Annotated in this window: 28 protein-coding genes; 13 read left to right on the forward strand and 15 right to left on the reverse strand. The window is 64.2% G+C overall.

Annotation, left to right across the window (positions count from 1 at the left end; translation table 11 throughout):
* The first annotated feature begins 40 nt into the window (after positions 1 to 40).
* Both E8A46_RS21735 and E8A46_RS21740 read left to right on the forward strand, forming a co-directional pair.
* Positions 41 to 1,498: a glutamate synthase subunit beta gene (locus tag E8A46_RS21735; protein ID WP_291565699.1), complete on the forward strand. Its 1,458-nt coding sequence runs from the start codon at positions 41 to 43 to the stop codon at positions 1,496 to 1,498.
* 140 nt (positions 1,499 to 1,638) lie between these two features.
* Positions 1,639 to 2,568 (forward strand): glycosyltransferase family 2 protein, encoded by a 930-nt coding sequence (locus E8A46_RS21740; RefSeq protein WP_291565701.1) that lies wholly within the window; start codon positions 1,639 to 1,641, stop codon positions 2,566 to 2,568.
* On the opposite strand, the gene E8A46_RS21745 is transcribed toward E8A46_RS21740, so the two are convergent.
* A complete protein-coding gene (locus E8A46_RS21745; protein ID WP_291565703.1) occupies positions 2,552 to 3,211 on the reverse strand; it encodes a hypothetical protein in 660 nt (219 codons plus the stop codon). The genes E8A46_RS21740 and E8A46_RS21745 overlap by 17 nt on opposite strands.
* A 283-nt stretch (positions 3,212 to 3,494) precedes the next feature.
* Here E8A46_RS21745 and E8A46_RS21750 point away from each other — a divergent pair, with 283 nt between their 5' ends.
* On the forward strand, positions 3,495 to 3,695 hold the full coding sequence (locus E8A46_RS21750; RefSeq protein WP_291565705.1) for a hypothetical protein: 201 nt from the start codon (positions 3,495 to 3,497) through the stop codon (positions 3,693 to 3,695).
* 73 nt (positions 3,696 to 3,768) lie between these two features.
* Here the strand turns inward: E8A46_RS21750 and E8A46_RS21755 are convergent, their stop codons facing one another.
* Positions 3,769 to 5,496, reverse strand: a complete 1,728-nt coding sequence (locus E8A46_RS21755; RefSeq protein WP_291565849.1) for an outer membrane beta-barrel protein — start codon at positions 5,494 to 5,496, stop codon at positions 3,769 to 3,771.
* Between the two features lie 205 nt (positions 5,497 to 5,701).
* Here E8A46_RS21755 and E8A46_RS21760 point away from each other — a divergent pair, with 205 nt between their 5' ends.
* A complete protein-coding gene (locus tag E8A46_RS21760; RefSeq protein ID WP_291565707.1) occupies positions 5,702 to 6,715 on the forward strand; it encodes a KpsF/GutQ family sugar-phosphate isomerase in 1,014 nt (337 codons plus the stop codon).
* A gap of 102 nt (positions 6,716 to 6,817) precedes the next feature.
* Here the strand turns inward: E8A46_RS21760 and E8A46_RS21765 are convergent, their stop codons facing one another.
* Entirely contained in the window at positions 6,818 to 7,369 is a 552-nt protein-coding gene (locus E8A46_RS21765) for a carboxymuconolactone decarboxylase family protein (RefSeq protein ID WP_291565708.1), read from the reverse strand.
* Between the two features lie 82 nt (positions 7,370 to 7,451).
* On the opposite strand from E8A46_RS21765, the gene E8A46_RS21770 reads away from it, so the two are divergent.
* A complete protein-coding gene (locus tag E8A46_RS21770; protein ID WP_291565711.1) occupies positions 7,452 to 7,793 on the forward strand; it encodes a helix-turn-helix domain-containing protein in 342 nt (113 codons plus the stop codon).
* Between the two features lie 43 nt (positions 7,794 to 7,836).
* On the opposite strand, the gene E8A46_RS21775 is transcribed toward E8A46_RS21770, so the two are convergent.
* The 4 genes from E8A46_RS21775 to hemH all read right to left on the reverse strand — a co-directional run bounded on the left by E8A46_RS21775 (position 7,837) and on the right by hemH (position 11,645).
* Complete coding sequence (locus E8A46_RS21775) at positions 7,837 to 8,283, reverse strand: NfeD family protein (protein WP_291565713.1); 447 nt, start codon at positions 8,281 to 8,283, stop codon at positions 7,837 to 7,839.
* A gap of 87 nt (positions 8,284 to 8,370) precedes the next feature.
* Entirely contained in the window at positions 8,371 to 9,366 is a 996-nt protein-coding gene (locus E8A46_RS21780) for an SPFH domain-containing protein (RefSeq protein ID WP_291565715.1), read from the reverse strand.
* A gap of 222 nt (positions 9,367 to 9,588) precedes the next feature.
* Positions 9,589 to 10,578 carry an ABC transporter substrate-binding protein gene (locus E8A46_RS21785; protein ID WP_291565717.1) on the reverse strand — a complete coding sequence of 330 codons (990 nt, stop codon included), beginning with the start codon at positions 10,576 to 10,578 and terminating at the stop codon, positions 9,589 to 9,591.
* Positions 10,579 to 10,607: 29 nt separating this feature from the next.
* On the reverse strand, positions 10,608 to 11,645 hold the full coding sequence (gene hemH, locus E8A46_RS21790) for a ferrochelatase (protein WP_291565719.1): 1,038 nt from the start codon (positions 11,643 to 11,645) through the stop codon (positions 10,608 to 10,610).
* Positions 11,646 to 11,761: 116 nt separating this feature from the next.
* On the opposite strand from hemH, the gene E8A46_RS21795 reads away from it, so the two are divergent.
* The 4 genes from E8A46_RS21795 (at position 11,762) to E8A46_RS21810 (ending at position 15,181) form a co-directional block, all read left to right on the forward strand.
* On the forward strand, positions 11,762 to 12,160 hold the full coding sequence (locus E8A46_RS21795) for an MAPEG family protein (RefSeq protein ID WP_291565721.1): 399 nt from the start codon (positions 11,762 to 11,764) through the stop codon (positions 12,158 to 12,160).
* A 274-nt stretch (positions 12,161 to 12,434) separates the two neighbouring features.
* Positions 12,435 to 13,193, forward strand: a complete 759-nt coding sequence (locus E8A46_RS21800) for an SDR family oxidoreductase (RefSeq protein WP_291565723.1) — start codon at positions 12,435 to 12,437, stop codon at positions 13,191 to 13,193.
* A 21-nt stretch (positions 13,194 to 13,214) separates the two neighbouring features.
* Positions 13,215 to 14,471 carry an FAD-dependent oxidoreductase gene (locus tag E8A46_RS21805; RefSeq protein WP_291565724.1) on the forward strand — a complete coding sequence of 419 codons (1,257 nt, stop codon included), beginning with the start codon at positions 13,215 to 13,217 and terminating at the stop codon, positions 14,469 to 14,471.
* Positions 14,472 to 14,512: 41 nt separating this feature from the next.
* Entirely contained in the window at positions 14,513 to 15,181 is a 669-nt protein-coding gene (locus E8A46_RS21810) for an amino acid ABC transporter permease (protein WP_291565726.1), read from the forward strand.
* Positions 15,182 to 15,316: 135 nt separating this feature from the next.
* Here the strand turns inward: E8A46_RS21810 and E8A46_RS21815 are convergent, their stop codons facing one another.
* The 4 genes from E8A46_RS21815 to E8A46_RS21830 form a co-directional block, all read right to left on the reverse strand.
* Entirely contained in the window at positions 15,317 to 15,766 is a 450-nt protein-coding gene (locus E8A46_RS21815) for a Spy/CpxP family protein refolding chaperone (protein WP_291565729.1), read from the reverse strand.
* A 116-nt stretch (positions 15,767 to 15,882) separates the two neighbouring features.
* Positions 15,883 to 16,257, reverse strand: coding sequence for a hypothetical protein (locus tag E8A46_RS21820; RefSeq protein ID WP_291565731.1), 375 nt, complete (start codon positions 16,255 to 16,257; stop codon positions 15,883 to 15,885).
* A 416-nt stretch (positions 16,258 to 16,673) separates the two neighbouring features.
* Positions 16,674 to 16,910 (reverse strand): biotin/lipoyl-containing protein, encoded by a 237-nt coding sequence (locus tag E8A46_RS21825; protein WP_291565733.1) that lies wholly within the window; start codon positions 16,908 to 16,910, stop codon positions 16,674 to 16,676.
* Positions 16,911 to 16,951: 41 nt separating this feature from the next.
* Positions 16,952 to 17,830, reverse strand: coding sequence for a transporter substrate-binding domain-containing protein (locus E8A46_RS21830; RefSeq protein WP_291565734.1), 879 nt, complete (start codon positions 17,828 to 17,830; stop codon positions 16,952 to 16,954).
* A 193-nt stretch (positions 17,831 to 18,023) separates the two neighbouring features.
* Here E8A46_RS21830 and E8A46_RS21835 point away from each other — a divergent pair, with 193 nt between their 5' ends.
* Entirely contained in the window at positions 18,024 to 18,254 is a 231-nt protein-coding gene (locus tag E8A46_RS21835; protein ID WP_291565736.1) for a hypothetical protein, read from the forward strand.
* A gap of 413 nt (positions 18,255 to 18,667) precedes the next feature.
* Here E8A46_RS21835 and E8A46_RS21840 read toward each other — a convergent pair whose 3' ends face one another.
* From E8A46_RS21840 to E8A46_RS21855, 4 genes are all read right to left on the reverse strand, one after another.
* Positions 18,668 to 18,928 (reverse strand): hypothetical protein, encoded by a 261-nt coding sequence (locus tag E8A46_RS21840; RefSeq protein ID WP_291565738.1) that lies wholly within the window; start codon positions 18,926 to 18,928, stop codon positions 18,668 to 18,670.
* Between the two features lie 147 nt (positions 18,929 to 19,075).
* The gene (locus E8A46_RS21845; RefSeq protein WP_291565739.1) at positions 19,076 to 20,092 is read right to left on the reverse strand and encodes a nickel/cobalt transporter; all 1,017 of its coding nucleotides are present in this window, start codon (positions 20,090 to 20,092) and stop codon (positions 19,076 to 19,078) included.
* A gap of 92 nt (positions 20,093 to 20,184) precedes the next feature.
* A complete protein-coding gene (locus tag E8A46_RS21850) occupies positions 20,185 to 20,832 on the reverse strand; it encodes a DUF1007 family protein (RefSeq protein ID WP_291565741.1) in 648 nt (215 codons plus the stop codon).
* A gap of 1 nt (position 20,833) precedes the next feature.
* Positions 20,834 to 22,924, reverse strand: a complete 2,091-nt coding sequence (locus E8A46_RS21855; RefSeq protein WP_291565744.1) for a M3 family metallopeptidase — start codon at positions 22,922 to 22,924, stop codon at positions 20,834 to 20,836.
* Positions 22,925 to 23,053: 129 nt separating this feature from the next.
* On the opposite strand from E8A46_RS21855, the gene E8A46_RS21860 reads away from it, so the two are divergent.
* The 3 genes from E8A46_RS21860 (at position 23,054) to E8A46_RS21870 (ending at position 25,860) form a co-directional block, all read left to right on the forward strand.
* A complete protein-coding gene (locus E8A46_RS21860) occupies positions 23,054 to 23,314 on the forward strand; it encodes a hypothetical protein (RefSeq protein WP_291565747.1) in 261 nt (86 codons plus the stop codon).
* Between the two features lie 682 nt (positions 23,315 to 23,996).
* Entirely contained in the window at positions 23,997 to 25,139 is a 1,143-nt protein-coding gene (locus tag E8A46_RS21865) for a type III PLP-dependent enzyme (RefSeq protein ID WP_291565749.1), read from the forward strand.
* Positions 25,140 to 25,263: 124 nt separating this feature from the next.
* Positions 25,264 to 25,860, forward strand: coding sequence for an N-acetyltransferase (locus tag E8A46_RS21870; protein WP_291565750.1), 597 nt, complete (start codon positions 25,264 to 25,266; stop codon positions 25,858 to 25,860).

The following is a 25,860-nucleotide window of genomic DNA, read 5'->3' on the forward strand; positions in this document are numbered from 1 at the left end:
CGGGTGAAGACCAAGTAGAACGCAGGGGCGTCGGGGTTTAATGGGCAAGATAACAGGCTTTCTCGAAATCGACCGGCACGACCGCAAATACGCGCCGGTCACCGAACGCATCAAGGGCTATCGCGAATTCGTCATTCCCTTGAGCGAGAAGGACACCCGCGACCAGGCGGCGCGTTGCATGAATTGCGGCATTCCCTATTGCCACGGCACCGGCTCGGTGCAGCCGGGCACCCCGGGCTGCCCGGTCAACAACCAGATTCCGGATTTCAACGATCTGGTCTACCAGGGCAATTGGGAAGAGGCCTCGCGCAACCTGCACTCGACCAACAATTTTCCCGAATTCACCGGCCGCATCTGTCCCGCGCCTTGCGAGGCCTCCTGCACGCTCAACATCGACGACAATCCGGTCACCATCAAGACCATCGAATGCGCAATCGTCGACCGCGCCTGGGAGAACGGCTGGATCAAGCCGGAGATCGCGGCGACCAAGACCGGCAAGAAGGTCGCGATCGTCGGTTCGGGCCCCGCCGGCATGGCCTGCGCGCAGCAGCTCGCGCGCGCCGGTCACGACGTGCATCTGTTCGAGAAATACGCCAAGGCCGGCGGCCTGCTGCGCTACGGCATTCCGGATTTCAAGATGGAGAAGCACGTCATCGACCGCCGCGTCGCGCAGATGGAGGCCGAGGGCGTCACCTTTCACTACGGCTCCCCGGTCGGCGGCACGGCGCCCGGCGCAATCGATCCGCAAGGCATGCTGAACGAGTATGACGCGCTGGCGCTGACCGGCGGCGCCGAAGCCGCGCGCGACCTGCCGATCCCCGGCCGCGATCTTAACGGCATTCACTTCGCGATGGATTTCCTGCCGCAGCAAAATCGCCGCGTCGGCAACGAACCGCTGGGCGGCGTGCCCGACATTCTCGCCGGCGGCAAGCATGTGGTGGTGATCGGCGGCGGCGACACCGGATCGGACTGCATCGGCACCTCGTTCCGGCAGGGCGCGCTGTCGGTGACCCAGCTCGAGATCATGGCGGCGCCGCCCGAGCACGAGAACAAGGGCCTGACCTGGCCGAACTGGCCGCTGAAGATGCGGACCTCCTCGAGCCAGGCGGAAGGCGCGCGGCGCGAATACGCGGTGCTGACGCAGCATTTCTCGGGCAGCGACGGCAAGGTGGAAAAACTGCATTGCGTGCAGGTCGACGACAAGTTCAAGCCGATCCCCGGCAGCGAATTCGAACTCGATGCGCAACTGGTGCTGCTGGCGATGGGTTTCGTGCACCCGGTGCATGACGGCCTGTTGAAGACGCTCGGCGTCGAGCTCGATCCGCGCGGCAATGTGCGCGCCGACACCGTCGAGTATCTGACGTCGCGCCCCAACGTGTTCTCCGCCGGCGACATGCGCCGCGGGCAATCGCTGGTGGTATGGGCGATCCGCGAGGGCCGGCTCTGCGCCCGGGCGATCGACCAGTTCCTGATGGGGACGTCGGGCTTGCCGAGGTGACGAAACTCGATCGGCATCTTATATTGGGCCGATTGATCTGAGACCGCATATTTTATGAAATTCCGGAGACGGGCAGTCTCGATCCGTTTGGACAGTGCTCGATTGGCCCCTCCGGCAAATCTGTTTGAAGTGATTCTAATATGAATAATGTTCCTGAACGCGACTCCAGCATCGCCGCCGCGCCGACGGCGGTCAGCCTGATTATCGCGGTCTTCAACTCGGAAATATCGCTGCGTCGGCTGCATCAAGCCATCATCGACCGCGCAACATCGCCGGAGTTCGACTTCGAAATCGTTTATGTCGACGACGGAAGCACCGATGGCTCGCTTGAAATCTTGCACGATCTTAAGAAGAACACCGCCAACGTCGTCGTCGTCGAGCATCCGGGCAATCGCGGCCAGTCCAGGGCCGTGCTGACGGGGATTCATGCAGCGCGCAGCCCGATCGTGGTCACGCTCGACGACGATCTGCAGCATAACCCCGCGGATGTTGCGCGCCTGCTTGCCGTTCTCAAGGCGGGCGGCCCCGGCAACCTGGTGATGGGGGTTGCCGATGCGTTGAAGCGGCCGCTATGGCGCGCCTGGGCCGGCCTGTGCGCCAACGCCGTCTCAAACCTTTTTCTTGCCAGGCCACTGCCGCTGAAGCTGACGACGTTCTGTGCCTTCCGCCGGCAGCTTTGCGCGGATCTCGATCCCGGTTCGGATCGGGATCTGCCGCTGGTGACGGCGCTGGTGCAGGCCGCCGATGTGACACGGACGATCCCGGTGCAGCTGGATTCCTTACAGCGGGATCGCAGCCGCTACGACCTGGCGGCGCTGTTTCGTTTGTTCATGAGCCGGTCGCGCTATTACAAATTTTCCCGTGTGCTGGCCGCTCTCGCCGGCGCGTCGTTCCTGATGCTCGCATGCGATGCGCTGCTGCTGACGCAAGACGTGGCCGGCCACCCGATCCTGACCGCGTTGTTGCTGGTTTTCACCGCCACGCCCTGGCTGCTGCTGGCGTTACTGACGATCCGGGTCGGGCGCGACGCCGATGTCCCGGCTCTCCAGGGCGCTAATCGATCGGCGTGACGGCGCCGGTGACGCGCGCGGGCACGCCGGCAACGATGGCGAACGGTGGCACATTCCTGGTCACCACGGCTCCCATGCCCACAAGCGCAAATCGTCCGACGGTTATTCCGTCGCGAACGATCGCGCCCGGCGCGATATGGGCGCCGGTTTCAATGCGGCTGTAGCCCATGACGACGCTGGTCTGGCCAAGATAGACCTGGTCGGAAATCACCACGTCGTGCGAGACGATGGCGCCGGCCCGCAGGAAGCAGTGGGAGCCGACCGATGAATCCGGGCCGATTTGTGCCATCGCCGATATCACCGAGCCTCCACCGACCGGCACATTGTCGGCCACGTTCGCCATGGGATCGATAAGGCCGCCCCAGCGCGAGCTGGGAATGCCGAGACCGGCAATCCGGCGGGCGTTCGCCTGCATCGCGCTGGGCTTGTGCAAGGGCGCGACGAAGACCACGTCGTCGCCGAGACGCGCCCAGTCGTCGAACCGCCCGAGGACGGCGCCGCCAAACAGCGGCGCCCCGATCTCGATCCGGTCGTTCAGATAGCCCATCAATTGATGCGATCCATGCACGCGCGAAATCGCCAGCATGGTCTGCGCAGCCAGCGTTCCGCCGCCCTTGCCGCCGAAAATAGCCAGTTTGATCACGACATAAATTCCGTTCTATCCTCTTAGCCAATGGTTGCCGCAATCTAGCTGCTTTCAACCGGTCTCAGCCAAGGTGTTTAGCGTCGACGCCGCCTGGTACGATCGGATGGGAACGGCGATTGGCTTGGCTTATCTCTGATAAGCCTGACGAATTTGCCCGCAAACGACCGGCGTCGGGCGGGGCTCCGCCGGGTAAAGCCGGCAGCGGCAGGCGAGATAAAACTAGGTCGATGCCTTCGTTCGCGATAGCGTGCGGCCCACCCGTCCATTTCCAGGAACGAACATGAGCAACGACAATTCGCTTTCGGCATCGGAACTCAACGACCGCATCGCCATCCTTCGGGACAATATCCGGCAGCTGGTCGAACAGGCTGCGGCCTCTTCGGGCGCGCAGGACGAAGAACGAACATCCGGGCGCATTGCCCAGCAGCAGGCGGAACTCGACAAGCTGGTCCAGGAGCGGGACGCGTTGTTGAAGAAATAGCTGCGAAGCGCGGGATCCAGGTTTCGTTCCCAGTGCAGCCATTTCCCGCAAAAATGGCGCGAGGCAGGCGAGGCTAATTCTGCAACCGCACGCCGAGCATCATCACCGTCGAGGCTGAACTCGCAAGCGGCACGTTGGAGTTGAGAATATTCCGCTGCAGTGTGGCCTTGAGCCAGAGGTTGCGGGTCATCTTGTAGATCAGGTCGCCCTCCAGCGAATAGGTTTGGTCGGTGCGCCCGTCGCCCTGATAGTCGTAAGTGCCGTAAGTGAACTTGCCGATCGCGGTGAGCCAGCGGCGGAAATCGTGGTCGACCTCGAAGGTGTAGGTGTGGGTCAGCACGCCGGAGACGCCGGGCACGATGGTCTCGTCGATCGAGGTGGTGGAATAGAATTTCGCTGATGTCAGCGGCGTCGCGGTCCAGGTCAGCGAGGATGCGGTGAGCAGCCCCGACAGCCGGTCGAGGCGGGGGTCGGCATAATTGCGCTCGGCGAAACCGACCGAGATCTCACCGGTCAACAGCCGCGAGAACTCGAACGACGTGCCGGCCTTGGCGTAGCCGCCGCTGGAATTGCGCGCGAAGCTGAAATTGTCGACCTGCTCATCGTGGAAGCGGCTGTCGCCCTCGACCTCCACGAACGGTTTCAGCCCCGGCATCAGGTCGTAGCTGACCCGGCCGATGCCGCCATACTGGTTGAAGGCGCGGTCGGCATTGCCTGAGATGGAGCCGTCGGTCAGCGTGGAGTTCTGATAGACGGTGCGGTCGACGGTGCCGCCGGCGGAAAACTGCAGCCGGTTGAACCTCTGATCGAATCCGAGTGTGCCGCCGAACGTCGCGTAGACGGGATAGCTGGCCAGGCCGGCCTGAATGTTCGGGCTGCCGGGATTGTCGGTGGCCACGCGCAGGCGCATTTGCGAGGTGACGTCGGTATCTTCGGTGACGTCGAGACGGCCATCGACGTGACCGAGGAAATCCGGCCGGTTGATATTGGTCGGCGCCGGCGAAATCCCGCCATCGAAATTGGACGGAAGACTGTTGCCGTAGCCGGTGAACGATCCCCGCAAGTCCGCGACCAGCGCGTGGCGCTCCCAGTCGGAGACCGCGAGGAATTCCGGCGCCACCACCCAGAACGGCGCAGCCACCGGCGTCGGCAGCCGGCCGGGATTGGTGTCGTAGCCGCCGCGCAGCTCGACCGCGGACTTGATGAGAAAGGCGCCGGCATAGTCGCCGACCGCGCCGAACGGATCGTCGTCGATCTTGAGGCGCTTGCGCGGCGGCTGGCCCTCGACGGTGCCGGCCATCGCCGGCGGAATCGGCGTCTTGTTGGCGCTCTCCGACGGTGGAATCGACAACCGCACCCGCCCGTTCGAAATCGCCGGCATGTTGGTCGCCGCCGCCGGACTGCCCGGTCCTGGCGGCGGCTTCGGCCTGGCCTGGCCGGGATAGAATTTCGGCTTCTTGCGCGTGCGGTTGAGCGAGTCGTAACCAGAGTCCGACGCCCCATTGGCGGCGGGAAGGCCGTAAGTGGGGATATTGCCGATTCGCGACGGCGCAGGCCTGTCCTTGTCGCGCAGCCGCTCTTCGTTGGCGGCGTCGGAGGTCTTGTCGGCGGTGTTCTCGCTGGTCTTTCGCAGCGGCGAATCCTGCGGCGTGATGAAGCCATCACGAACCGGGCGCAGCAGATCGGGGGTCAGGGTTTGGGCGCGGGCGGACGGCATCTCCAGGGCGATCAGCGCAAGGCACGGCAACAAGGCGCGCAAAGCATATGCGCGCTTGCGGCGGCCCGTTGCTGGACCCGACATCACGATGGAAATACCTCAACAAATTCATACGCTTGGCGACCGGGTTCCAGAGCCGCCGACCCGCGCTTCCGGAAAACGTCGTTAACGGAGTTAAAACAATTATGGTTAATGAGCCGTTGAGAACCGGACCCCGCGTCGCCTCGCCGGTTTGGCCATGCTAAGGAGAGGCAAGGGGCTCGACGCGCCAGCTCCCACGGAATCAGACATGCCCAAATCGAAACCGCTGATGGCCAAATCATCCGGGACCGACGCTGTGAGCGCCGCCGTTCAATCGGCCTTGCGGACGCTGGACGCGGAGGGCAGCGGGATTGCCGCGATGTCGGTGGCGCTGCAATCCGACCTCGGCGGCGCATTCGCGCGCGCGGCCGATCTCATCCGCAGCGCCAAGGGCCGATTGATCGTCACGGGTCTCGGCAAATCGGGACATATCGGCCGCAAGATCGCCGCGACCTTCGCCTCCACTGGCACGCCGGCGTTCTTCGTGCATGCCGCGGAAGCCGGCCATGGCGACCTCGGCATGATCACCACCGACGACGTCATCCTGGCGCTGTCGTGGTCCGGCGAGCAGCCGGAGATGAAGACCCTGATCACCTACGCCAAGCGCTTCCGGATCGCGCTGATCGCGATGACGGCGGAGCGCGACTCCACGCTCAGCCAGGCCGCCGATATCGCGCTGACGCTGCCGAAGGCCCGCGAAGCCTGCCCGCACAACCTCGCGCCGACCACCTCCTCACTGATGATGCTCGCGCTGGGCGATGCGCTGGCGATCGCACTGCTGGAGGGCCGCGGCTTCACCTCGGTGGACTTCAGCGTGCTGCATCCCGGCGGCAAGCTCGGCGCGATGCTGAAATATACCCGCGACCTGATGCACACCGGCGACGCCGTGCCGCTGAAGCCGCTTGGAACACGGATGTCGGACGCGCTGGTCGAAATGTCGTCGAAGGGTTTTGGCTGCGTCGGAATTATTGATCCGCGCGGCGCGGTCGCCGGCATTGTCACCGATGGCGATTTGCGCCGCCACATGCGCCCGGATCTGATGACCGCGCTGGTCGACGACGTGATGACAGAGAACCCCAAGACGATCCGCGGCGACCTGCTCGCCAGCGAGGCGCTGGAAATCCTCAACTCGTCGAAGATCACCGCGCTGATCGTGACCGAGGCCGGCAAGCCGGTCGGCATCGTCCACCTGCACGACATCCTGCGCGCCGGCGTGGTGTAAGGGCGCGGTTCTCTCCATCGTCATAGCGAGCGTCCGCGAAGCAATCCAGAACGCCGAAGAAACAATGGATTGCTTCGTCGCTAACGCTCCTCGCAATGACGGCTACTTTACATCCGCGCGCGAAAACCTCGCCGCCTTTTCCTCCAGCGGCAGATCGAGCCCGTTGGCCAGATACGACACGGTCCGGTAAAGGCCGCAGAGCAGGATGATTTCGAAAATCTTCGCATCGTCGTAATGCGCTGCCAGCGCCTTGAATTCGCTGTCGCTGAGGGTCGCTCTCACATGCAGCGCGTCAACCGCGCCGATTAGCGCCCTTTCGGCCGGCGACCAGCATGGCGCATCGGCGCCGTCGAGCACCGTGGCGCGGACCTGCGCATCGTTCAGCTGCGCGGCTTGCGCGAAGATCGCGACATGCACGCCCCATTCGTACTCGCAGCCCGTCAGCGCGCAGGTACGGTCGATGACGATTTCACGTTCCCGCAACGTCAGCGGACCATGGTCCAACAGGCTCCCGGCGCGGAATTTTTCCCAGGCGCGCGCATTGGAAGCCATGACGCGAAACAGCATCAGCGGCGGGGCACGGCGCATGATGCGGTCGAACTGACCCTGGATCTCCGGTTCATAAGGCGGCTCAAGCGGGGCAATTCGTGACATGGCCGGCTCCTGTGCTACACTAAACGTAGCAGCATGCTACATTATTTGTAGCAAGCCGCAAGCCGTTGGATTTGGGAGCCCGATGCCGAAACAGCCTTCATCCCCGAAACGCCGCCGCGTGCGCGGCTCGCGGTCGGGCCGGCCGATCATGGTGCTGCTCGACCTGTTGGGGCGGCGCTGGAGTTTGCGGATCTTGTGGGAGCTCCATGCGCAATCGCTGACCTCACGCGCCTTGCGCGCCGCTTGCGACGAAGCCTCCCCCACGGTGCTGCAGGCGCGGCTGTCGGAGCTGCGCGAGGCCGGTTTCGTCGAGCTTGATCCGGCCGGCGGCTACGGCCTCACGGCACTGGGCAGGGAGCTGGAGGAAACCTTCCTGCCGCTGCATCGTTTTGCCGAGCGCTGGAGCAAGCGGCAAGCGAGCTAGCTGTTGGAGTTACCTGAGGGAGAAGAGTCCATCGCCGCACGCTCTACGCCGCGGCCACCGTCAGGCTGGCGCCGTCGGCCTGCACGATCCGGACCCGGCTGCCGGCCGGGGTGTCGGGCCCGGCGACCCGCCAGACCGTATCGTCGATCCGCACCGTGCCGGCGCCGTCGATGATCGGCTTTTCCAGCGTAAACACCCGGCCGACCAGCGCGTCGGCGCGCTTGTTGAGAAAGGGATTACTAACGCTGACGGCGGCATTGCTGCGCGCGATGCGCCGCCACAGCGGCACCGCGGCGGCGGCAAACACCGCAAACATCAGGATCTGAAGCTGCCAGGACGGATTGAACGCGAACGACAATAGCCCCACCAGCAAGGCGGCCAGCCCCAGCCAGAACAGGAAGACCCCGGGCGCCAGCAGCTCCAGCGCCATCAGGATGACGCCGAAGATCAGCCAGTTCCAGGTGCCCAACGTGGCGAACATCTCGGTCATGGTGTGAGCCTCTCTCGCCTCGACGGAAGCGTGCTCCCTCCCCCCTTGCGGGGGAGGGAACGGCTACCTGGTTGCTCTTCACTACTTCTAGCCCGGCGGCGGCACCGGTGGAACGGTGCCGACGCTCGGCACCGAGGATCGCCGCGCCGCGGCCTGCGCGGAAGCAGCACTTTCGCCGAAGGTCGCCTTGGCGATCTCGCCGATGCCGGCCAGCGATCCCAGAATGCTCACCGCCTCGATCGGCAACATGATGATCTTCTGGTTCGGCGAATCCGCCAATTGCCCGAACGCCTTGATGTATTTGTCGGCGATGAAATAATTCAGCGCGGCAACGTCGCCCTTTGCAATCGCTTCCGAGACCATCTGCGTTGCCTTGGCTTCGGCTTCGGCGGAGCGCTCGCGCGCCTCGGCGTCGCGGAACGCGGCTTCGCGGCGGCCTTCGGCCTGCAGGATCTGGCCCTGCTTCGCGCCCTCGGCGCGAAGGATCTCGGACTGCCGCTGGCCCTCGGCCTGCAGGATGTCGGCGCGCTTGACGCGCTCGGCCTTCATCTGGCGACCCATCGCCTCGACGAGGTCGGCGGGCGGCACGATGTCCTTGATCTCGATGCGGTTGACCTTCAGCCCCCATGGCGAGACCGCCGCATCGACCACGCGCAGCAGGCGCTCGTTGATCTCGTCGCGATGCGACAGCACCTGGTCGAGGTCCATCGCGCCCATCACCGAGCGGATATTGGTCATCGTCAGCACGATGATCGCCTGGTTGAGATTGGATACCTCGTAGCTCGCTTTCGCCGCGTCAAACACCTGAAAGAACGCCACGCCGTCCACCGTCACGGTGGCGTTGTCCTTGGTGATCACCTCCTGCTCCGGAATGCTAATCACCTGCTCCATCATGTTCATCTTGCGGCCGACCCGGTCGAAATAGGGGATGATGATATTCAGCCCCGGCGCCAGCGTGCGGGTGTATTTGCCGAACCGCTCGATGGTCCAGTCGTAGCCCTGCGGCACGGTCTTGATGCCGGCGAACAGCGTAACGATAACCAGCAGAACGAGTGCAATGGCGAAAATATCGAAACCGGTCATAAATCCTCCAAAGCGGGACAGCGAGCGCCCGCACCTGTTTCCCGCCAGAGCTGTTCACCGGCGCCGCTAGCGTTGGTCGGCGCAGCCGCAGCGCCGGTTCAGCCGGCTGTTGTTGCGGCCATAGCTATGTATTCGGTTGCCGGGTTCCAGATGGCCGCGGTCCGAACGCGGCAAGTGGCTCGCCGGCTTGAGGAAAACGCCCGGCTTCGCGGAAGGTGAATATTATTCGATCACCTCGTCGGCGGTCGCCAGCAGCGCCGGCGAGATCGTGACGCCGAGCGTCTTTGCGGTCTTGAGGTTGATCACTAGTTCGAACTGGGTCGGGTTCTGCACCGGAAGATCGACCGGCTTTTCGCCCTTCAGAATACGATCGATGTAAGCCGCCGCATGACGAATGATATCGCTGTTATCGGTGCCGTAGGACATCAGCCCGCCATCGGTCACGAACGCCCGGTTCCAATAGATCGCCGGCAAGTTGGCGTGTGCCGCGGACGCAAGGATGGGCGCGCGATTGGCGATGGTGAAGAAATCTGGCAGCACGAGCAGCGCCGTTGCCTTTTCGGCCGACAGCGCCGCGATGGTCGGCGCGATCCCGGCCACGTCGCGCAACGGTACTGCGCGCACAGTCACGGCCAGCGACGACGCTGCCTCCTGCAGGGTGCGCATCATGATCTCGGCGAAGGGCGCCGTTGAGGGATTGTAGAGCACGGCCACACGGGCAGCGGGCGGCGTGATCTGCGTCAGCATCTCGAGCCACTTGCCGGCCATCGGCAAGTCGTAATCGGTGAATCCGGTGATGTTGCCGCCGGGGTGCGACAGGCTTGCGACAAAACCCTGGTCGATCGGGTCGGTGACGACCGCAAACACGATGGGGATCGTGCTGGTTCGCCGCCGCAATTCCTCGACGCACGGCGTGCCGATCGCGAGCAGGACGTCGGGGGCGGAGGCGACGAGTTCCTCCGCCGAGCGTCCGATCAGCGCGCGGTCGCTATTGCCGTCGCGCCAGTCAATGCGCAGATTGCCGCCTTCCTTCCAATCGAGCGCGGCCAGGCTGTCCTTCAGGACTCTGGCGCGCGCCCTGGAGACGGGATCATCGGACGCAGTGACCGAAAGCGCGCCGAGCCGGCGCATGCCCTCGCGCGGCAGCTGGGCCCGCGCCGCGAGCGGCACGGTTGCGCCGATGACAAGGCCGATAAACTCCCGCCGTTGCATGGCGATCCCCGATAGGCCCGACCGCGCCGTCAAATCCAGCCCTGAAGCTCGCGCAGCACGAGCTGGCGGATCACGTCCATGCCGGGCTCGCTGTCGTTCAGGCACGGGACGAAGGCGAATTGCTCGCCGCCATTGTGCTTGAAGATTTCGGCGTTTTCCTGCGCGATTTCTTCCAGCGTTTCCAGGCAATCGGCCGAGAACCCCGGCGTGACGACGGCGATCCGCCGCACGCCTTCCTTGGCCAGCTTCTCCATGGTCTTGTCGGTGTAGGGCTGAAGCCACGCATCGAAGCCGAAGCGCGACTGGAATGTCAGCATCAGTTTCGAGGCATCGAGCCCCATGCGCTTGCGCAGGCTTTCCGTCGTCGCGATGCAGTGGGTCTGATAGGGATCGCCCTTGTCGACATATTTCTGCGGCATGCCGTGGAACGAGGCCACGATGATCTCTGGCTGAAACGGCAAACTCGCGAGATGCGCGTTGATCGAAACCGCCAGCGCCTCGATGTAGTCGGGATCGTCGTAGTAGGGCGGCGTCACCCGCAGCGTCGGTTGCGCGCGCATCTGGCCAAGCACGCGAAACACTTCGTCGCACACGGTGGCGGAGGTCGCCGCCGAATATTGCGGATACAGCGGCACCACCAACAAGCGGTCGCAGCCCTGCGCCGTCAGGGCGTCGATCCGCGAGGCGATCGACGGATTGCCGTAGCGCATCGCCCAGTCGACCACGACATGGTCGTGGTCCGATATCGCGGCGGCAAGCTTTTCCGCTTGCGCGCGCGTGATGGTCTTGAGCGGAGATTCGTTGTTCGCGGTGTTCCAGATCTTCAGGTAGTCGCGGGCCTTGCGCGCCGGGCGGATGCGCAGAATGATGCCGTTCAGCACCAGCTTCCACAGCAGGCCCTGATCCTCGATCACGCGGGGGTCGGACAGGAATTCCTTGAGATAGACGCGCACGCCACGGCTATCCGCGGTGTCGGGGGTGCCGAGATTGACCAGGAGAACGCCGACGCGTTCCGGTCGGACGTCCGCGGCAGGCTTTGCCTTCTCGATGGGAACGACGGCTGTCATGATAGCGATGGCTTGGCGCGTCGGGCCATCCTTGTCAAGATAACGGCAGTTTCGATACTGTCGCTTTTTCGCGCGGCGATGCCAGGCATCGGCGGCGGCCGCGAGGCGGGGGAACCATGACAATCGCCGAATGGTGCGTTTTTGGAGCGGTGATGCTCTATTTGCTGAGCATCGCACCGGTAAAGTGGATCAGGTTTCGCCGTTTCGACAACTCCAAACCGCGCGACCCCGCCTTCTATGAGGATCCAATTGCCGCGCGCGCGCTGGGCGCGCACCAGAACGGCATCGAGGCCTTTCCATTTTTCGCCGCGGCCGTGCTGCTGGCGGAATTTCGTCTCGGTCCGCAACGCCTGATCGACGAATTGGCGGTGCTGTTTCTGATCGTGCGGATCGCCTATGTCTTCACCTATCTCGGCAATCGCCCGACGCTGCGGTCGATCCTCTGGAACATCGGCTTTGCGATCAATGTGGCCATCTTCTTCATGCCGGTGCTTCGCCGCTTCTTGCCGATCTAGAACGTCGGCTGGGCAAAGGCGCGCTTGCGCCGTGCGCACCCCTGGTTTGGTTGGCTGAATTGGTGGGCACGCTTCCGCCTTCGCTCGTTGAGCTTCGGCGGGCGCGGTCGCTTTGCCCACCCTACAGCTACGGCTTCGCGGATAGCTTCGAGCTTCGAACATCGGGGGCGCGAAGCATCCTGGGACCGGCTGGTGCGGCCGCCCGCGATTGTTGGCATTGGCGCGTGCGGCACCTATAGTTTACCCGATCGAGGGCATCGGGGAACAAGGATCCATGCGCGTTTCAATCATCACCGGCGGCGGGTCGGGGATCGGCGCCGCGGTCGCGCGCCGGTTGGCAGCGCCGGACCAGTGCCTGATGCTGCATGGACAAGGGGCCGACGCGGCGGGGCAGACGCGTTTGAACGCGGTGGTCACGGAGTGTGAGCGTGCCGGCGCCAAGGTCGCGTGGTGCACCGGCGACCTGGCAAATGCCGGAACGGCATCCGAACTGGTCGGCGCGGCGCGCAACGCGTTCGGAAGCATCGACGCGATCGTCCACGCCGCCGGGTTTGCCGATCGACGCGATTTCACGAATTTGCCGCGCGCGGCGCTCGAACGGTCATTCGCGGTGATGGCATTGGCGTTTCACGAATTGGCGGCCTCGGCGTTGCCGGATCTGACCCGGGGACCACAGGGACGCGCCGTCGCCATCTCAAGTTTCGCCGCCCACAGGTTCACGCCCGAGGCGACCTATCCGGGCTCCGCGGCGGCCAAGGCCGCGCTCGAGGTGCTGGTCCGGTGTCTTGCGATCGAGCTTGCAAGCTCGGGCGCAACAGCCAATGTCGTCATGCCCGGCTACACGCGCAAGGATGCCGGACTGATGGGGGCATTGGACCAGCAGAGCTGGCAACTGGCCGCCAGGGCCAATCCGCAGGCACGATTGGCCGAACCCGACGAAGTGGCCGCGGTGGTCGCCTTCCTGTTGTCGCCGGAGGCTGGACACGTGACGGGAGCGCTGTTGCCGGTCGATGGCGGCCTGACACTCATCTAGCGGCGCTTGAAAGCAGGACCGATGCCGGACAATTTCACGGACAAGCCAACGGATGTCATCGTGCTGGGCGCAGGCATCGTCGGGGTGTCTGCGGCCATCGCCGCGCGGCAGAGGGGCCTGTCGGTCGTCCTCGTCGATCGGCGCGAGCCCGGCAACGAGACCTCCTATGGCAATGCCGGCATTCTCTCCAGCGGCTCGATATCGCCGCTCAACAAGCCGTCGCTCTGGAGCGCGCTGCCGACTTACCTGACCAACCGGCACGCGGCGCTGCGCTGGGATCCCGTCTGGGCTATCAGGAATATCGACTGGATCATCCGCTTCCTCGCCAATGCGACACCCTCTCGCACCAGGCCGCGGGCGACGGCCCTGCACGGGCTGATCGGCGCATCGCTGCAGCTGCATCGGGAATGGATCGTGAAAGCCGACGCGGCGCAGCGCATCCGCGAGACCGGCTGGCTGAAGGCGTGGCGCAGCGACGCCGTTGGTGCTGCGAAGGCAGAGCAGGCCTTTCTCGCCGAATACGGCATCGCCAGCCAGCTGCTCGACCGTCAGGCCATTTCCGCGCTCGAGCCGAACATCGTGCCCGTCTACAAGGTCGGCCTCCTGCACACCCAGACCGCCTCGGTGGACTCGCCGGGCGCCGTGGTCAAGGCCTATGCACGGATGTTTGTGGGCTTGGGTGGCGAGATCCGTCAGTCGGAAATCAGGGCGATCGTGCCCGACAGCGAGGGCTGGCGCGTGGTGCTCGCCGACGGCGGAATTTCGGCGCGCCATATCGTGGTCGCGCTGGGACCGTGGTCGGCGGACCTGTTGCGGCCGCTTGGCTATCGTGTTCCCCTAGCCTTCGAACGCGGCTACCATCGCGAATTCAAGCCGAACCCGGCACGTTCATTGCAACGTCCGATCCATGACGCCGAAGGCAGTTTCCTGATGACGCCGATGGAACAGGGCATCCGAGTCACCACCGGGGTCGAGCTGACCGCCCGCGATGCGCCCTCATCGTTCGTCCAGCTCGACCAGGTGGTGCCGGCCGCGCGCGGCGTGGTCGAATTCGGCGCGGCGGTCGGCGAACCCTGGCGCGGGGCGCGGCCGACGCTGCCCGACAGCCTGCCGATGATCGGGCCCGCGCCACGTCATGCCGGCCTGTGGCTCGCTTTCGGCAACCAGCACATCGGCTTCACGACCGGCCCTGCGACGGGAGCGGCGATCGCAGCGATGATCGCAGGCACGCAGCCAGGCTTCGACGCGGCGCCGTTTTCGCCCGGCCGTTACCTCTGATGGCCGACCTCCGGCAGGCAAGAGGGTAAGCGAGACCGGACATGCCCTACGTTTGGGATTTCGCGATCCTCGGCAAATACAGCCACCTGTTCTGGCTCGGGCTCGGCTGGACCATCGCCTACACGATCGGCACCGTCTTTCTCGGGACCGTGCTCGGTCTGGTGGTCGGCATCCTGCGGCTGAGGCGCTGGCCCGTGATCGACTGGCTTCTGCTCGCCTATATCGAACTGTTCCGCTGCACGCCGCTATTGGTTCAGATCATCTGGTTCTATTACGCCTTTCCGGTCGTCATCGGTGTGAACATCCCGGCGCATGTCGCCGCCGTCACCGTGCTGTCGCTCTATGGCGGGGCGTTCTATGCCGAGATTGTCCGCGGCAGCATCGAGAGCATCCATCGCGGACAATGGGACGCGGCGCGCGCCCTGGGACTTGGGTCATGGCGCGTGCTGAGATTGGTGATCCTGCCGCAGGCGCTGAAACCGATGCTGGCGCCCTACGTCAACCAGTCGGTGACGCAGCTGAAGAACACCTCGCTGGTGTCCATTATCGCGGTGCCGGATCTCGTCTACAACGCGACTCTGATCAACGCCGACACCTATCGGCCGCTGGAAGTATATACGATCGTCGCTTTGATTTACTTCGCGATCCTGTTCCCGGCCACGCTGGTAGGACGCAGGCTCGAGCGCGGCCTGACCTACGACAAGGCGTGAGCGGGGCGTGGACTCGTCGGCACGCAGCCGAATTCGGATTGATGTCGCAGCATCAACCCGCGGGCGGCCTGTCGCGGAAGCCGCCAGCGCCCGAGGAATGCGTCGCAGGCCTCGGACGCACGAAAATAGCTGGTGCTATTCGCGATCCCGATCCCGGCGGCTACGGAACTGGTCGAACTTCTCTTTCTGGTCTGCGTCGAGGCTTTTGTAGAACGCCAGCAGCTTCGGATTTTCCTCTTTAAGCGCGGCGACCCGTGCCTCCAGCATCTTCTCGTGGAACGTGAGCCGGGATTCGAACGTCGACAGATCCGGCTTGGTGGCGCAAAGGTTGGTCTTCATGTCGTCGACGGCCTTGGTGCGCGTATCGACGAATTCCTTGTAGGCGGCCTTCTGCGCGTCGGTGAGATTGAGGTATTCCGCCAGTCGCTTCGCCATCTTGTGGTGATGGCCGTGCTCGGTCGACGCCGAGCAAATGCGATCATAGACCGACCCGCGGCTCCCTTCCTTCTCGGCCCGGGCTGGACCGAAGCCGGCGGCGAGAATCGCCGATGCGATGACGAGAGCGCAAACTTTCAGGTATTGCATGTGAAGCTCCAAAGCTGGAATGGATAAAGCGGTTATGGGATTCGATCGAGGGTCTCGGCCACCTCAGGCCGTCGGCCAATCCTGGACTTACGTGCGATGACACGCGGTCCGAGCTGCTAACGCCTGCCGTGTCCACCGCCGCCGGCATGGCCGACGTTGACATGACCGCCACCGCCGCGTCCGCCGCGATAGCCACGGCCGCCGCCTACATATCCACCGCCGACATATCCACCGCCGCCGTAGTAACCGTCGCCGTAGCCGCAGTCGTTGTAGTAGCAGCTGCCGCCGAGCGCGCCGCCGATCACGCCGGACACGATGCCGCCAAGGATCGCCGCGGGAACAGCCGCGTCATTTCGATAGTAAATCTGCTCGACGGAGGCGTGGGGCCCGATTGTTTGCGGTGCGGCCGGATTGATCGGCGCCGCCGAGGCGGGCGCGAGGCCGAGGAACAGGCCGGCGCCGGCAGTTGCTGCAATTCGAATGAGAGACATGCGACAATCCTTGGTTCTGGGGAAACGCCATGATATGGCGCGGGTATTGCGCGACGACCGCTTCGAGGATGTGGTCTCAGAGCTGTTCCTGTACCGTGACCCGCTCCTTGCGCGGTATCGTCGCGGTTCGGAGCGGAGCTTGCCGCCGATCTGGCCGACCAGTAGCCTATGTCAGATACCGCACATAAAGGCATTGATCTGCGTCAACTTCCCTGCGCTGAAGGGTCTGTGTCCTGGCTCTCCGAAGACCGGTCCGACATTCCAGTCGAACCCTAGAGAACCGGCGCCAGCACGGGGAATGCTGAGGGCGTTATTCATCGGGCGCCATGGGGGATGGCATCCGGTATTGCATCAACAGGTTGCTTCGAGCCCGAGCCTGTGAAGCGAGGCCGTTAAATCGTTTGATCTTGATCGTATCAGACCTGATCAATCACACCGAGCACGGTTCCCGGCTCGACGGTCTGGCCATCTTTCATCAACACCTTGGACAACACCCCGGTTGCAGGCGCTCGAACTTCATGCGTCACACCATCGGCAAAAATTTCGACCAACGGCTCTTGCACGGTAACGGGATCGCCCACTCGCTTGAACCACCGCCCAATCGACAATGTGGTGCCAGCGCCCGCAGTCGTTGGGACTTTTATTTCCGCCATCGCACTGATCCTAAGGTTCTAGTGGGCAATTCTGCAGCGCCTCAGATGTTGAGTTCGACCGGCACGTCTTCCGGCTTCACGCCAGCAAGCGTCAGCCCCTTGACGAACCATTCGCGCATCTGCCCGATGCCGCGGTTGTAGTCGACCCACACCGACAGGAAATCGCGCCAGCGCTTGTCCTGTTCGCGCCGCACCGCCATGCTGGAGGGAATCGCGACCGAGGGCGATTGCAAAATCTTGTAGCTGCCGAGGTTCGGATTCTTGGCGATCGCCGTCAGGCCCAGCACCAGCGCGTTGACCACGCAATCGACCCGTCCGGCCGACATCTCGAGCATCACCTCGTCGCGCGACTTCATCGACTTGATCGTCGCATTCGGCGCGAAGCGGCGGGCAACCGTCTCGTTGGCTGAGCCGACATCGACCGCAATCCTGACCTCGGGCTTGCTGATGTCCGCCCAGGTTCTGGCTTCCAGTCCCTTCCTGAGCATGGCGCCGAACGGATGCGGAAATACGGTCGCGGTGAAATCAACGACCAGCGCCCGCTGCGGGGTCGGATTGAGGGCAAAGCCGAGATCGATCTTGTTGGATTGCAGGTCGAGGATCGAGTTTCCGTAGGTCGATTCGATGTATTCGAGCTTGACGTCGAGAAGCTTGGCAATGTCGTTGGCCATCTCGATCGAGAAGCCGGACCAGGTCCCGGTGGCGAGATCCTTGTTGAAATAGGGCAGCTCTCCCGGCAGCACCGCGATGCGTAGCACCTTGTTGGCGCGGATGCGGTCGAGCGTGTTGTCCGCGCTCGCCTGCGCCGATGCCGGGCTCAGGAGGGCGGATGCCAGCGCCGCGCCACTGCCAACCGCCAAGGCGTAGCGCAGCGCTTCGCGGCGATCCCCAGAAATCTTGCTGTCGTCCGATGTGGTCACGCGGTCCTCCTGCACCCATTCGACCGAGCCTAGCGCGCGTGCCGCGACGCAGCAATAGCATCAGGGTATCCCGGCCACGGATGCGCGCGCGGAGCTTTTTTCGATCCCGCGGTAACAACCGCGATCCCGGATCGTCCCTACCACAGGGATAGGCCGCTTGAGAGAGCCGGGGATACAAGAGGGAAGACCATCCATGAACGTCAGCACCCGCATCGTGCCTGGTATTTCGGCTGCCGCACTTTGGCTCAGCCTGGCGATCGCTCCGGCCGCCTTCGCCCAGGATCCCATGTCGCAGGACATCGACTTTAGGAACGGTCTGTCCAGGGACATTGGCGTGAAGAGGGACACAGTGTCCAGGGCCCCAGTTTCCAAGGACCCTGCGAAGAAAGACGACGGGACAAGGAAGCACGATGTACCGAAGTAGGGCGGCGCGGGCAAATCGTTCCGGGCGATTGCTGGCGGCAATCAAGGCGGCTTCATTCTCGCGATACTAATTTACCCTTCGGCGCTTTCCGCGTGTCGATGATTTGGTGAGTTGCTCCGCGCAAACTTCCCGAACGCATCCGCGCAGCCAGCGATGAGCCGGATCGGCATCCAGCCGCGGGTGCCAGAGCAGCGAAATCGTGACCTCCGGTGTGGCGACCGGAAGCGGAAATCAGCGGATGCTCTGCATGCCCGATTGATATCGAGAGATGAATCCTTGCTCCAACACTCGCGTGCACTTTAGCGCAGAAATGAGCAAGACAGGACAAAGCTACTCCTCAAGACCCCCCGCGAGCGCCGCACCGCCCGCGCCGGGGGTGGTGTTAGACGGAGCATCAAGCCGGCCGGGTCAGGTCAGTCAGCCCGGCTTGCGGACCTGCTTGTCTCTTCTGCAAGCCAGCTTTCAATTTCCGACGGCCCGACAATTCTTTTCGGCGCATGGGGATTTAGCGTTCCCGCACTGACTTCGGCGCCTGCCGCGATCCTGGCCGCCGCAAACTGTTTGGCCTCGGCCTCGCTGGCAAAGGTCCGGGAGCGACGAGCGTAATGTCCGGTCTTCTTTTGCTGCGGAATATGGATTGAAACGAACCAGGTATGCGGATTTTTTTTGATCACGACGGGCTGGGGGCCTTTGCCAATATTGGTCGTGAGGTTTGTCGCGGTGGCTCGGCTCCCGGTTCATATTCATATCAAGGGGTCACGCCATCGGTCAGCAGCAACAATGGCGCGAGTTGCTTGTCGCCGGCGATGAGCGCGGCCAGACTAGAAGCAGGTCACCCGCTCGGCGGCGAGATAGCCGAACAGCAGGCCGACACCGAACAGCAGCACCAGTCCCGCCGCGCCGAATTCCACGCCGCGCATGAACAGCGCGCCGCCGCCCTCCTTTGTGCCGCTCAGGCGGCGAGCGAGATCCTTGGCCGACACCGCGATGACGGCAATGGCCGCCACCGTGATCGCGGTGCCAAGCCCCATCACGAAGGTCGCGGCGACACCGGCCCAGAACAGCCCCTGCGCCAGCGCGAATACCAGCACCAGGATGGCGCCCGAACAGGGCCGCAAACCCACCGCGAAAATCGCGCCAAACCCTCGCCGCCAGCCGCCGGGGCCGGCCAGCTCGCGGGGAACCGGGCCGTGGGAGTGGCCGCAATGCTCGTCATGGTCATGGGCGAGATGCGCGACCTCGGCGTGAGCAGGGGCATGTTCGTGGTGATGATGGTGGTGTCCGTGGCCCGCATGATCATGGGACGCGGCCGCCGCCCTCGCGAGCGCCGGCCGTTGCACCTGCAGCGCCCGCATAAAACCGCCGCCCTTGGTCCAGACCAGCCGGGCGCCGAACGCCGCGATCAGGGCGTAACTGACGATCTCGATGGTCCGTTCGGCTCCGCACATGGTCCTGGCGGTGGCGTTGAGCAGCCAAGCGCAAACCCCGACCATCACCACGGCGACCAGCGACTGCAGCAATGCGGAAGCGAACGACAGCACGACGCCGCGCCGCGCGGTTTCCTGGTTGGCGACCAGATAGGACGAGATCACCGCCTTGCCGTGACCGGGGCCAGCGGCGTGAAAAATGCCGTAGGCAAAGGAAATCCCAAGCAGCGTCCAGACCGCATGGCCGTCGGACTTGGCGGCGCGAATCGTCGCGGACATCTCGCGGTAGAATTCCGATTGTTTTGACAGCAGCCAACCGACGACGCCGCCCACCTGCGGCTCGGCGCCGCTGGCGCGCGAACCGCCGAACGGCGTCTGCGCCATCAGGGCGTGGACGGCACCGTCGAGCATGAGAACGGCCGTCAGGGCCAAAACCCAGATCGCCGGTCCATGCGCGATATCTTGCCAGGATGCTTGTCGGGATTTCCGACGGAATTTCAACTTCACGGGCAGGTCACCGTGATCTTGTTGGCGAACATCGCCCCGAAGTTTGAATTGTCGCCGTTCGTGAAGGTCTGCTCGCCCAGCGCCTGGGCGTTGACGGTGCCGTCGTTCGGCCGCTGGAAGTTCACCTGACAGGTGGCGGGAGCGCCGACCAGCCTGACCGGGTCCTTGTCGGCGAACTTGAAGTCGACAAAGAACGAGGGATCGAACACCTCCAGCGCCAGCTCCTTCGGTTTCACGGGCGTCTTCAGCGGCAGCGTGAAATGCAGAATGAGCAAACCATCCTTGACCTCAAGGAAGTAATCGACCGGCTCCTGGAATTTCTCCTTCTTGCCGTCGGCCCTGGCGAAGGTGAAGAAGCCGAATTCCTTGAGCGATTCGACATTGGTCTGCGCCAGCGGCCCGAGCTCCTCGCGGCTGTAGACGCCCTGGGTCTTGGTCTCGATGCCCTGCAACGCATAGGTCGAGAACATATCGTCGAAGGTCCAGGCGTGACGCACGCCGGATATCGAGCCGTCCGGGACATAGATCAGCTCGCTGCTTGCCGTGATCCAGACATGCGGATGCGCCTCTGCCACCCCTGCCCCGAGCGCCAGCGCGCCGGCCGACAGCAGCAAACCCAGCACGCGGCGGATCGCCTTGCCCACGTCAGGCGGCCTCGGGTGTATCGAGGAGGCCGCGGCGGCGCAGCAGGGCGTCCGGCTCCGGCTCCCGGCCGCGGAACGCGACATAGGCGTTTTCCGGATCGCGCGAGCCGCCCGAGGCATAGATGTCGTCGTGCAGGCGCTTGGCGGTCGCCGGATCGAAAATGTCGCCGGCCTCCTCAAAGGCGCCGAACGCGTCGGCATCCATCACCTCGGACCACATGTAGCTGTAATAACCCGAGGCATAGTGATCGCCGGCGAAAATATGGCCGAATTGCTGGGGCCGGTGCCGCAGCGAGATCTCCGCAGGCATCCCGATTTTCTCAAGCTCACTGCGCTCGAACGCCCGCACATCCCGGGTCGCCGAAGCCGGCTGGGTGTGGAATTCGAGGTCGATCAGCGCCGAGGCGACGAATTCCACCGTGGCAAAGCCCTGATTGAATTTGCGCGCGGCGAGGAAGCGCTTCAACAGGTCGTCCGGCAGCGGCTCGCCGGTCTGGTAATGCCGGGCGAATTGCCGCAGCACCTGCGGCTGTTCCTGCCAGTGCTCGTAAAGCTGCGAGGGCAGTTCGACGAAATCGGTGAACACGCTGGTGCCGGACAGCGACGGGTAGGTCACGTCCGACAGCATTCCGTGCAGGCCGTGGCCGAATTCGTGGAACAAGGTGCGCGCGTCATCCGGCGACAGCAGCGAAGGCTCGCCGTCCGCCCCCTTCGAGAAGTTGCAGACATTGATGATCTGGGGGGCGATGTCGCCATCGAGTTTTTGCTGGTCGCGCAGCGATGTCATCCAGGCGCCGGAGCGCTTCGACGGCCGGGCGAAGTAGTCGCCGTAGAACAGCGCCTTGTGGCGGCCGGCGCTATCCTTGACCTCCCAGACCCGCACGTCCGGATGCCAGACCGGAACATCCTTCCGCTCGGAGAAGCTGAGACCGAACAGGCGGCTGGCGCAGTCGAAAGCGGCCTCGATCATGTGGTCGAGCGCCAGATAGGGCTTGATCGCGGCATCGTCGAAATTGGCGCGGCGCTGCCTGAGCTTCTCGGCGTAGTAGCGCCAGTCCCATGGCGCCAGCGCGAAATTGCCGCCCTCCTCGGCCACCAGCGCCTGCAGGGCGTCGCGATCGGCCAGCGCGCGGGCCCGCGCCGGCTTCCAGACCCGCTCCAGCAGGCTGCGCACGGCTTGCGGCGTCTTGGCCATCGAGTCCTCCAGCCGATAGGCGGCGAAGGTCGGATAGCCCAGCAGCCTGGCGCTCTCCTCGCGCAGTTCCAGGATCTCGACAATGCTCTCGGTGTTGTCGTTGGCGTTGCCGTTGTCGCCACGCGCGATGAACGCCTTGTAGACCTTCTCGCGCAGCTCGCGGCGGCCGGAGGTCTTCAGGAACGGTTCGACCGAGGACCGCGACAGCGTCACGATCGCCTTGCCGGTCATGCCGCGCTCATCGGCGGCGGATTTCGCGGCGGCGACGAAGCTGTCGGAAAGGCCGTCGCGATCGGCCTCGCCGAGTTCCATGAACCAGTCCTGTTCGTCGCCGAGCAGATGGTGGCTGAAGGTCGTGCCGAGGCGGGCCAGCCGCTCGTTGATCTCGGCCATCCGCGTCTTGGCCGCCTCGTCGAGCCCGGCGCCGGCGCGGTGGAAACGCGTATAGGTGCGCTCCAGGAGCCGCATCTGCTCGCCCGTCAGCCCGAGGCTGGCGCGGTTGTCGCGCAGCAGCGCAATGCGGCCGAACAGCACCGCGTTCATCATGATCGGGTTCCTGTGCCGCGCCATCCTGAGCGACACCTCCTTGTCGATCTCGAGCAGCGCCGGATTGGAATGCGCCGACACCAGGTCGTAGAACACGGCCGAGACCCTGGACAGCAGCTTGCCCGAGCGCTCCAGCGCGGTGATGGTGTTGGCAAAGTCCGGCGCGGAGGGATCATGCTCGATCGCGGCGATTTCGGCGGCATGATCGGCGAACGCCTGCTCGAAGGCGGGGAGGAAATGCTCCGGCGCGATGTCAGCGAATGGCGGCGTCTCGAACGGCGTCTGCCACGGCCGCAGCAGCGGGTTTGCCTGAGCTTGCGCGGTGGCCGTGATTTCATGGGTTTCTGACATACCAATTCCCGTTTGCGTCCCAAATTGATTGGCGAAGCTATATCACGCGATCGGGCTTTTTTGGGCCTTTTGCGCTTGATAGCGTCGGCCTTTTCATAGAGATTGCGGCCCTTAAACAGGATCCAGACCATGAGTTCGCAAGCCTCCCCGACCAGGGCCCGCCAGATCGTCTGGCCCAGCGTCATCACCATCATCAGTGCGGCGATCCTGATCGGCGCCGAGGTGTTTGGCGCGGCCTTCGCCGGTGGTTGGGCGCTGGCGATCCTGTTCGGTCTCGACGACACCGGCGCGCATATCCTGCAGGCGGTGCTGTTCGCGATCGGCGTCTTCATCATGGCCGCGTTCATCCGCGCCGCACAGCGCGTCGAGCCGTTCACACGCCGCGCTTAAGTCGGCTGCGCGACGGAGTCGCGCGGCGCTTCCCGTCAAATCCTTACGCATCGTTAAAGAAACTTAACGCCTGTTCATTTTCAGCGCCGCTTTCGCGCGCCGGGCGCGGCGACGTAAGCACGCGTTAGGGAAATTTCTCCTCAGCCTAAAAAAATTGTTGCGAAGCAGACTCAAAACCCTTATGTGCAGAATTGCCCAATTTCGCACGTGCCTGTGGTCGTGTGTCAGTCGGTAGGTATCCGGACAAGAGGCCGGACAGCCGCCAAGGGATGAAGAACCGAGGGTCGCTCAAGTCAGAGACTTCGTAAGTCGAAGACTTGATAGGCCAGCATCTCTCTCAAGAGATGCCGTTGAAGGTCTCTTCGCTCCTTGCAACCGTGACTGGCAGCCGGAGGCGAACCGGCGCACCTCGTTCTCAACGGGGGACGCGACTTAAAGCAACGACGGATCGGGCTTTTTTGGTCTCTGCCGGCTTTCCACCAGCCGGCGCGAATACCGAAGAGGCTTGTCCTTCATTGCCAGGTGTGCGGGCGGGATCATTCCCAACCAATCCACGGCAGCACAATTCGGTTTGAGTTTCCTGGTCTCGTCGCGCCTCCATCGCGCAACGTGGCCGGAGCGCTCTTATCCGAGATCATTTTTGAACGTGTCCCGTCGCTGGGCCGTTTGGGAGGGTGCTACTATGACCGAACGTATTCAGGAATTCCTGCGCAACCGCCGTAACGAGGGCCAGGACCTCGAGCCCTGCCTCGTCGTCGACCTCGAAGTCGTGCGCGACAACTATCAGAGCTTCGCCCGGGCGCTGCCGGACAGCCGCGTGTTCTATGCGGTGAAGGCAAACCCGGCGCCGGAAGTGCTGTCGCTGCTGGCCTCGATGGGGTCGTGCTTCGATTGCGCCTCGGTAGCCGAAATCGAGATGGCGCTGGCCGCGGGCGCGTCGGCGGAGCGGATTTCCTACGGCAATACGATCAAGAAGGAGCGTGACATCGCGCGCGCCTTCGCGCTCGGCATTCGGCTGTTTTCGGTCGATTGCGCCGCGGAAGTCGAGAAGATCGCGCGCGCCGCGCCCGGCGCCAAGGTGTTCTGCCGCATCCTCTATGATTGCGCCGGAGCCGAATGGCCGCTGTCGCGCAAGTTCGGCTGCGATCCGGAGATGGCCGTCGATGTGCTCGACCTCGCCAAGCGCCTCGGCCTGGAGCCCTATGGAATCTCGTTCCATGTCGGCTCGCAGCAGCGCAAGGTGAAGGCGTGGGATCGTGCACTGGCGATGGCCTCGACGGTGTTCCGCGACTGCGCGGAGCGGGGCATCAACCTCTCCATGGTCAACATGGGCGGCGGATTCCCGACCAAGTACCTGAAGGACGTTCCTCCGGTGCTGCAATACGGGCGGTCGATCTTCCGCTCGCTGCGCAAGCATTTCGGCAACCAGATCCCGGAGACCATCATCGAGCCGGGCCGCGGCATGGTCGGCAATGCGGGCATCATCGAGACCGAAGTCGTTCTGATCTCCAGGAAGAGCGACGAGGACGACGTGCGCTGGGTGTATCTCGACATCGGCAAGTTCGGCGGTCTCGCCGAGACCATGGACGAGTCGATCCGCTATGCCATCCGCACGCCGCATGACGGCGCGGAAATGACGCCGTGCGTGCTCGCGGGCCCAACCTGCGATTCCGCCGACGTATTGTACGAGAAGATGCCGTACCCGCTGCCGGTGACGCTCGAGATCGGCGACAAGCTGCTGATCGAGGGAACCGGTGCGTATACGTCGACTTACTCGTCGGTGGCCTTCAACGGCTTCCCGCCGCTGCGGACCTATCACATCTGATCCTGCCTCTCCGAGGCTCGATTTAATCGGGAGCCGGTCCGCCGGCTCCCATCCTTCTCACACGCGAATCTGCCGACAACGCTTCCCGCGGCCTGCTGCCGTCCGGAGCGAGGACTGACGTGCCATGACCGCTTTGCGGAACACCCCCGTTGCCCTCACAACCGACGCCACTCCGTTTGCGATCCGCGACGAGCGGGCCTCGGATGTCGTTGCGCGCGAAGCGCTGCTCGATGCCTGCTTTGGCGCAAACCGCCAAACGCGCACCTGCCAGCGCCTGCGCGACGGCCGCGCGCCCGCCGAAGGCCTCGCCTTCTCGGCCGTGCGCCAGGGCCGGCTGGTGGGAACCGTGCGGTTGTGGCACGTCAGCGCCGGGGGTGTGCGTGCGCTGGTGCTCGGCCCGCTGGCGGTGGATAACGCCTGCCGCAAGCTCGGCGTCGGGGCTGCGCTGATGGACCACGCGCTGGCGGCGGCGAAAGCGCGCGGCCATGGCGCGGCGATCCTGCTCGGCGACGCGCCGTATTACGCCCGCTTCGGCTTTTCGGCGCAAAAGACCGGCGAATTGTCGCTGCCCGGCCTGTTCGAGCGGGACCGTCTGCTCGGCCGCGAACTGCGCGAGGGCGGACTCGACGGTGCCTGGGGCATGATCGTGCCGACGGGCGCCCCGAAAAGAACGGCGGCGCGCGCCAAGAAGGCCCTGCCGCCGCTGCAGCGCGCGGCCTGA

This window comes from Bradyrhizobium sp. (assembly GCF_004799445.1).
Taxonomy (GTDB): domain Bacteria; phylum Pseudomonadota; class Alphaproteobacteria; order Rhizobiales; family Xanthobacteraceae; genus Bradyrhizobium.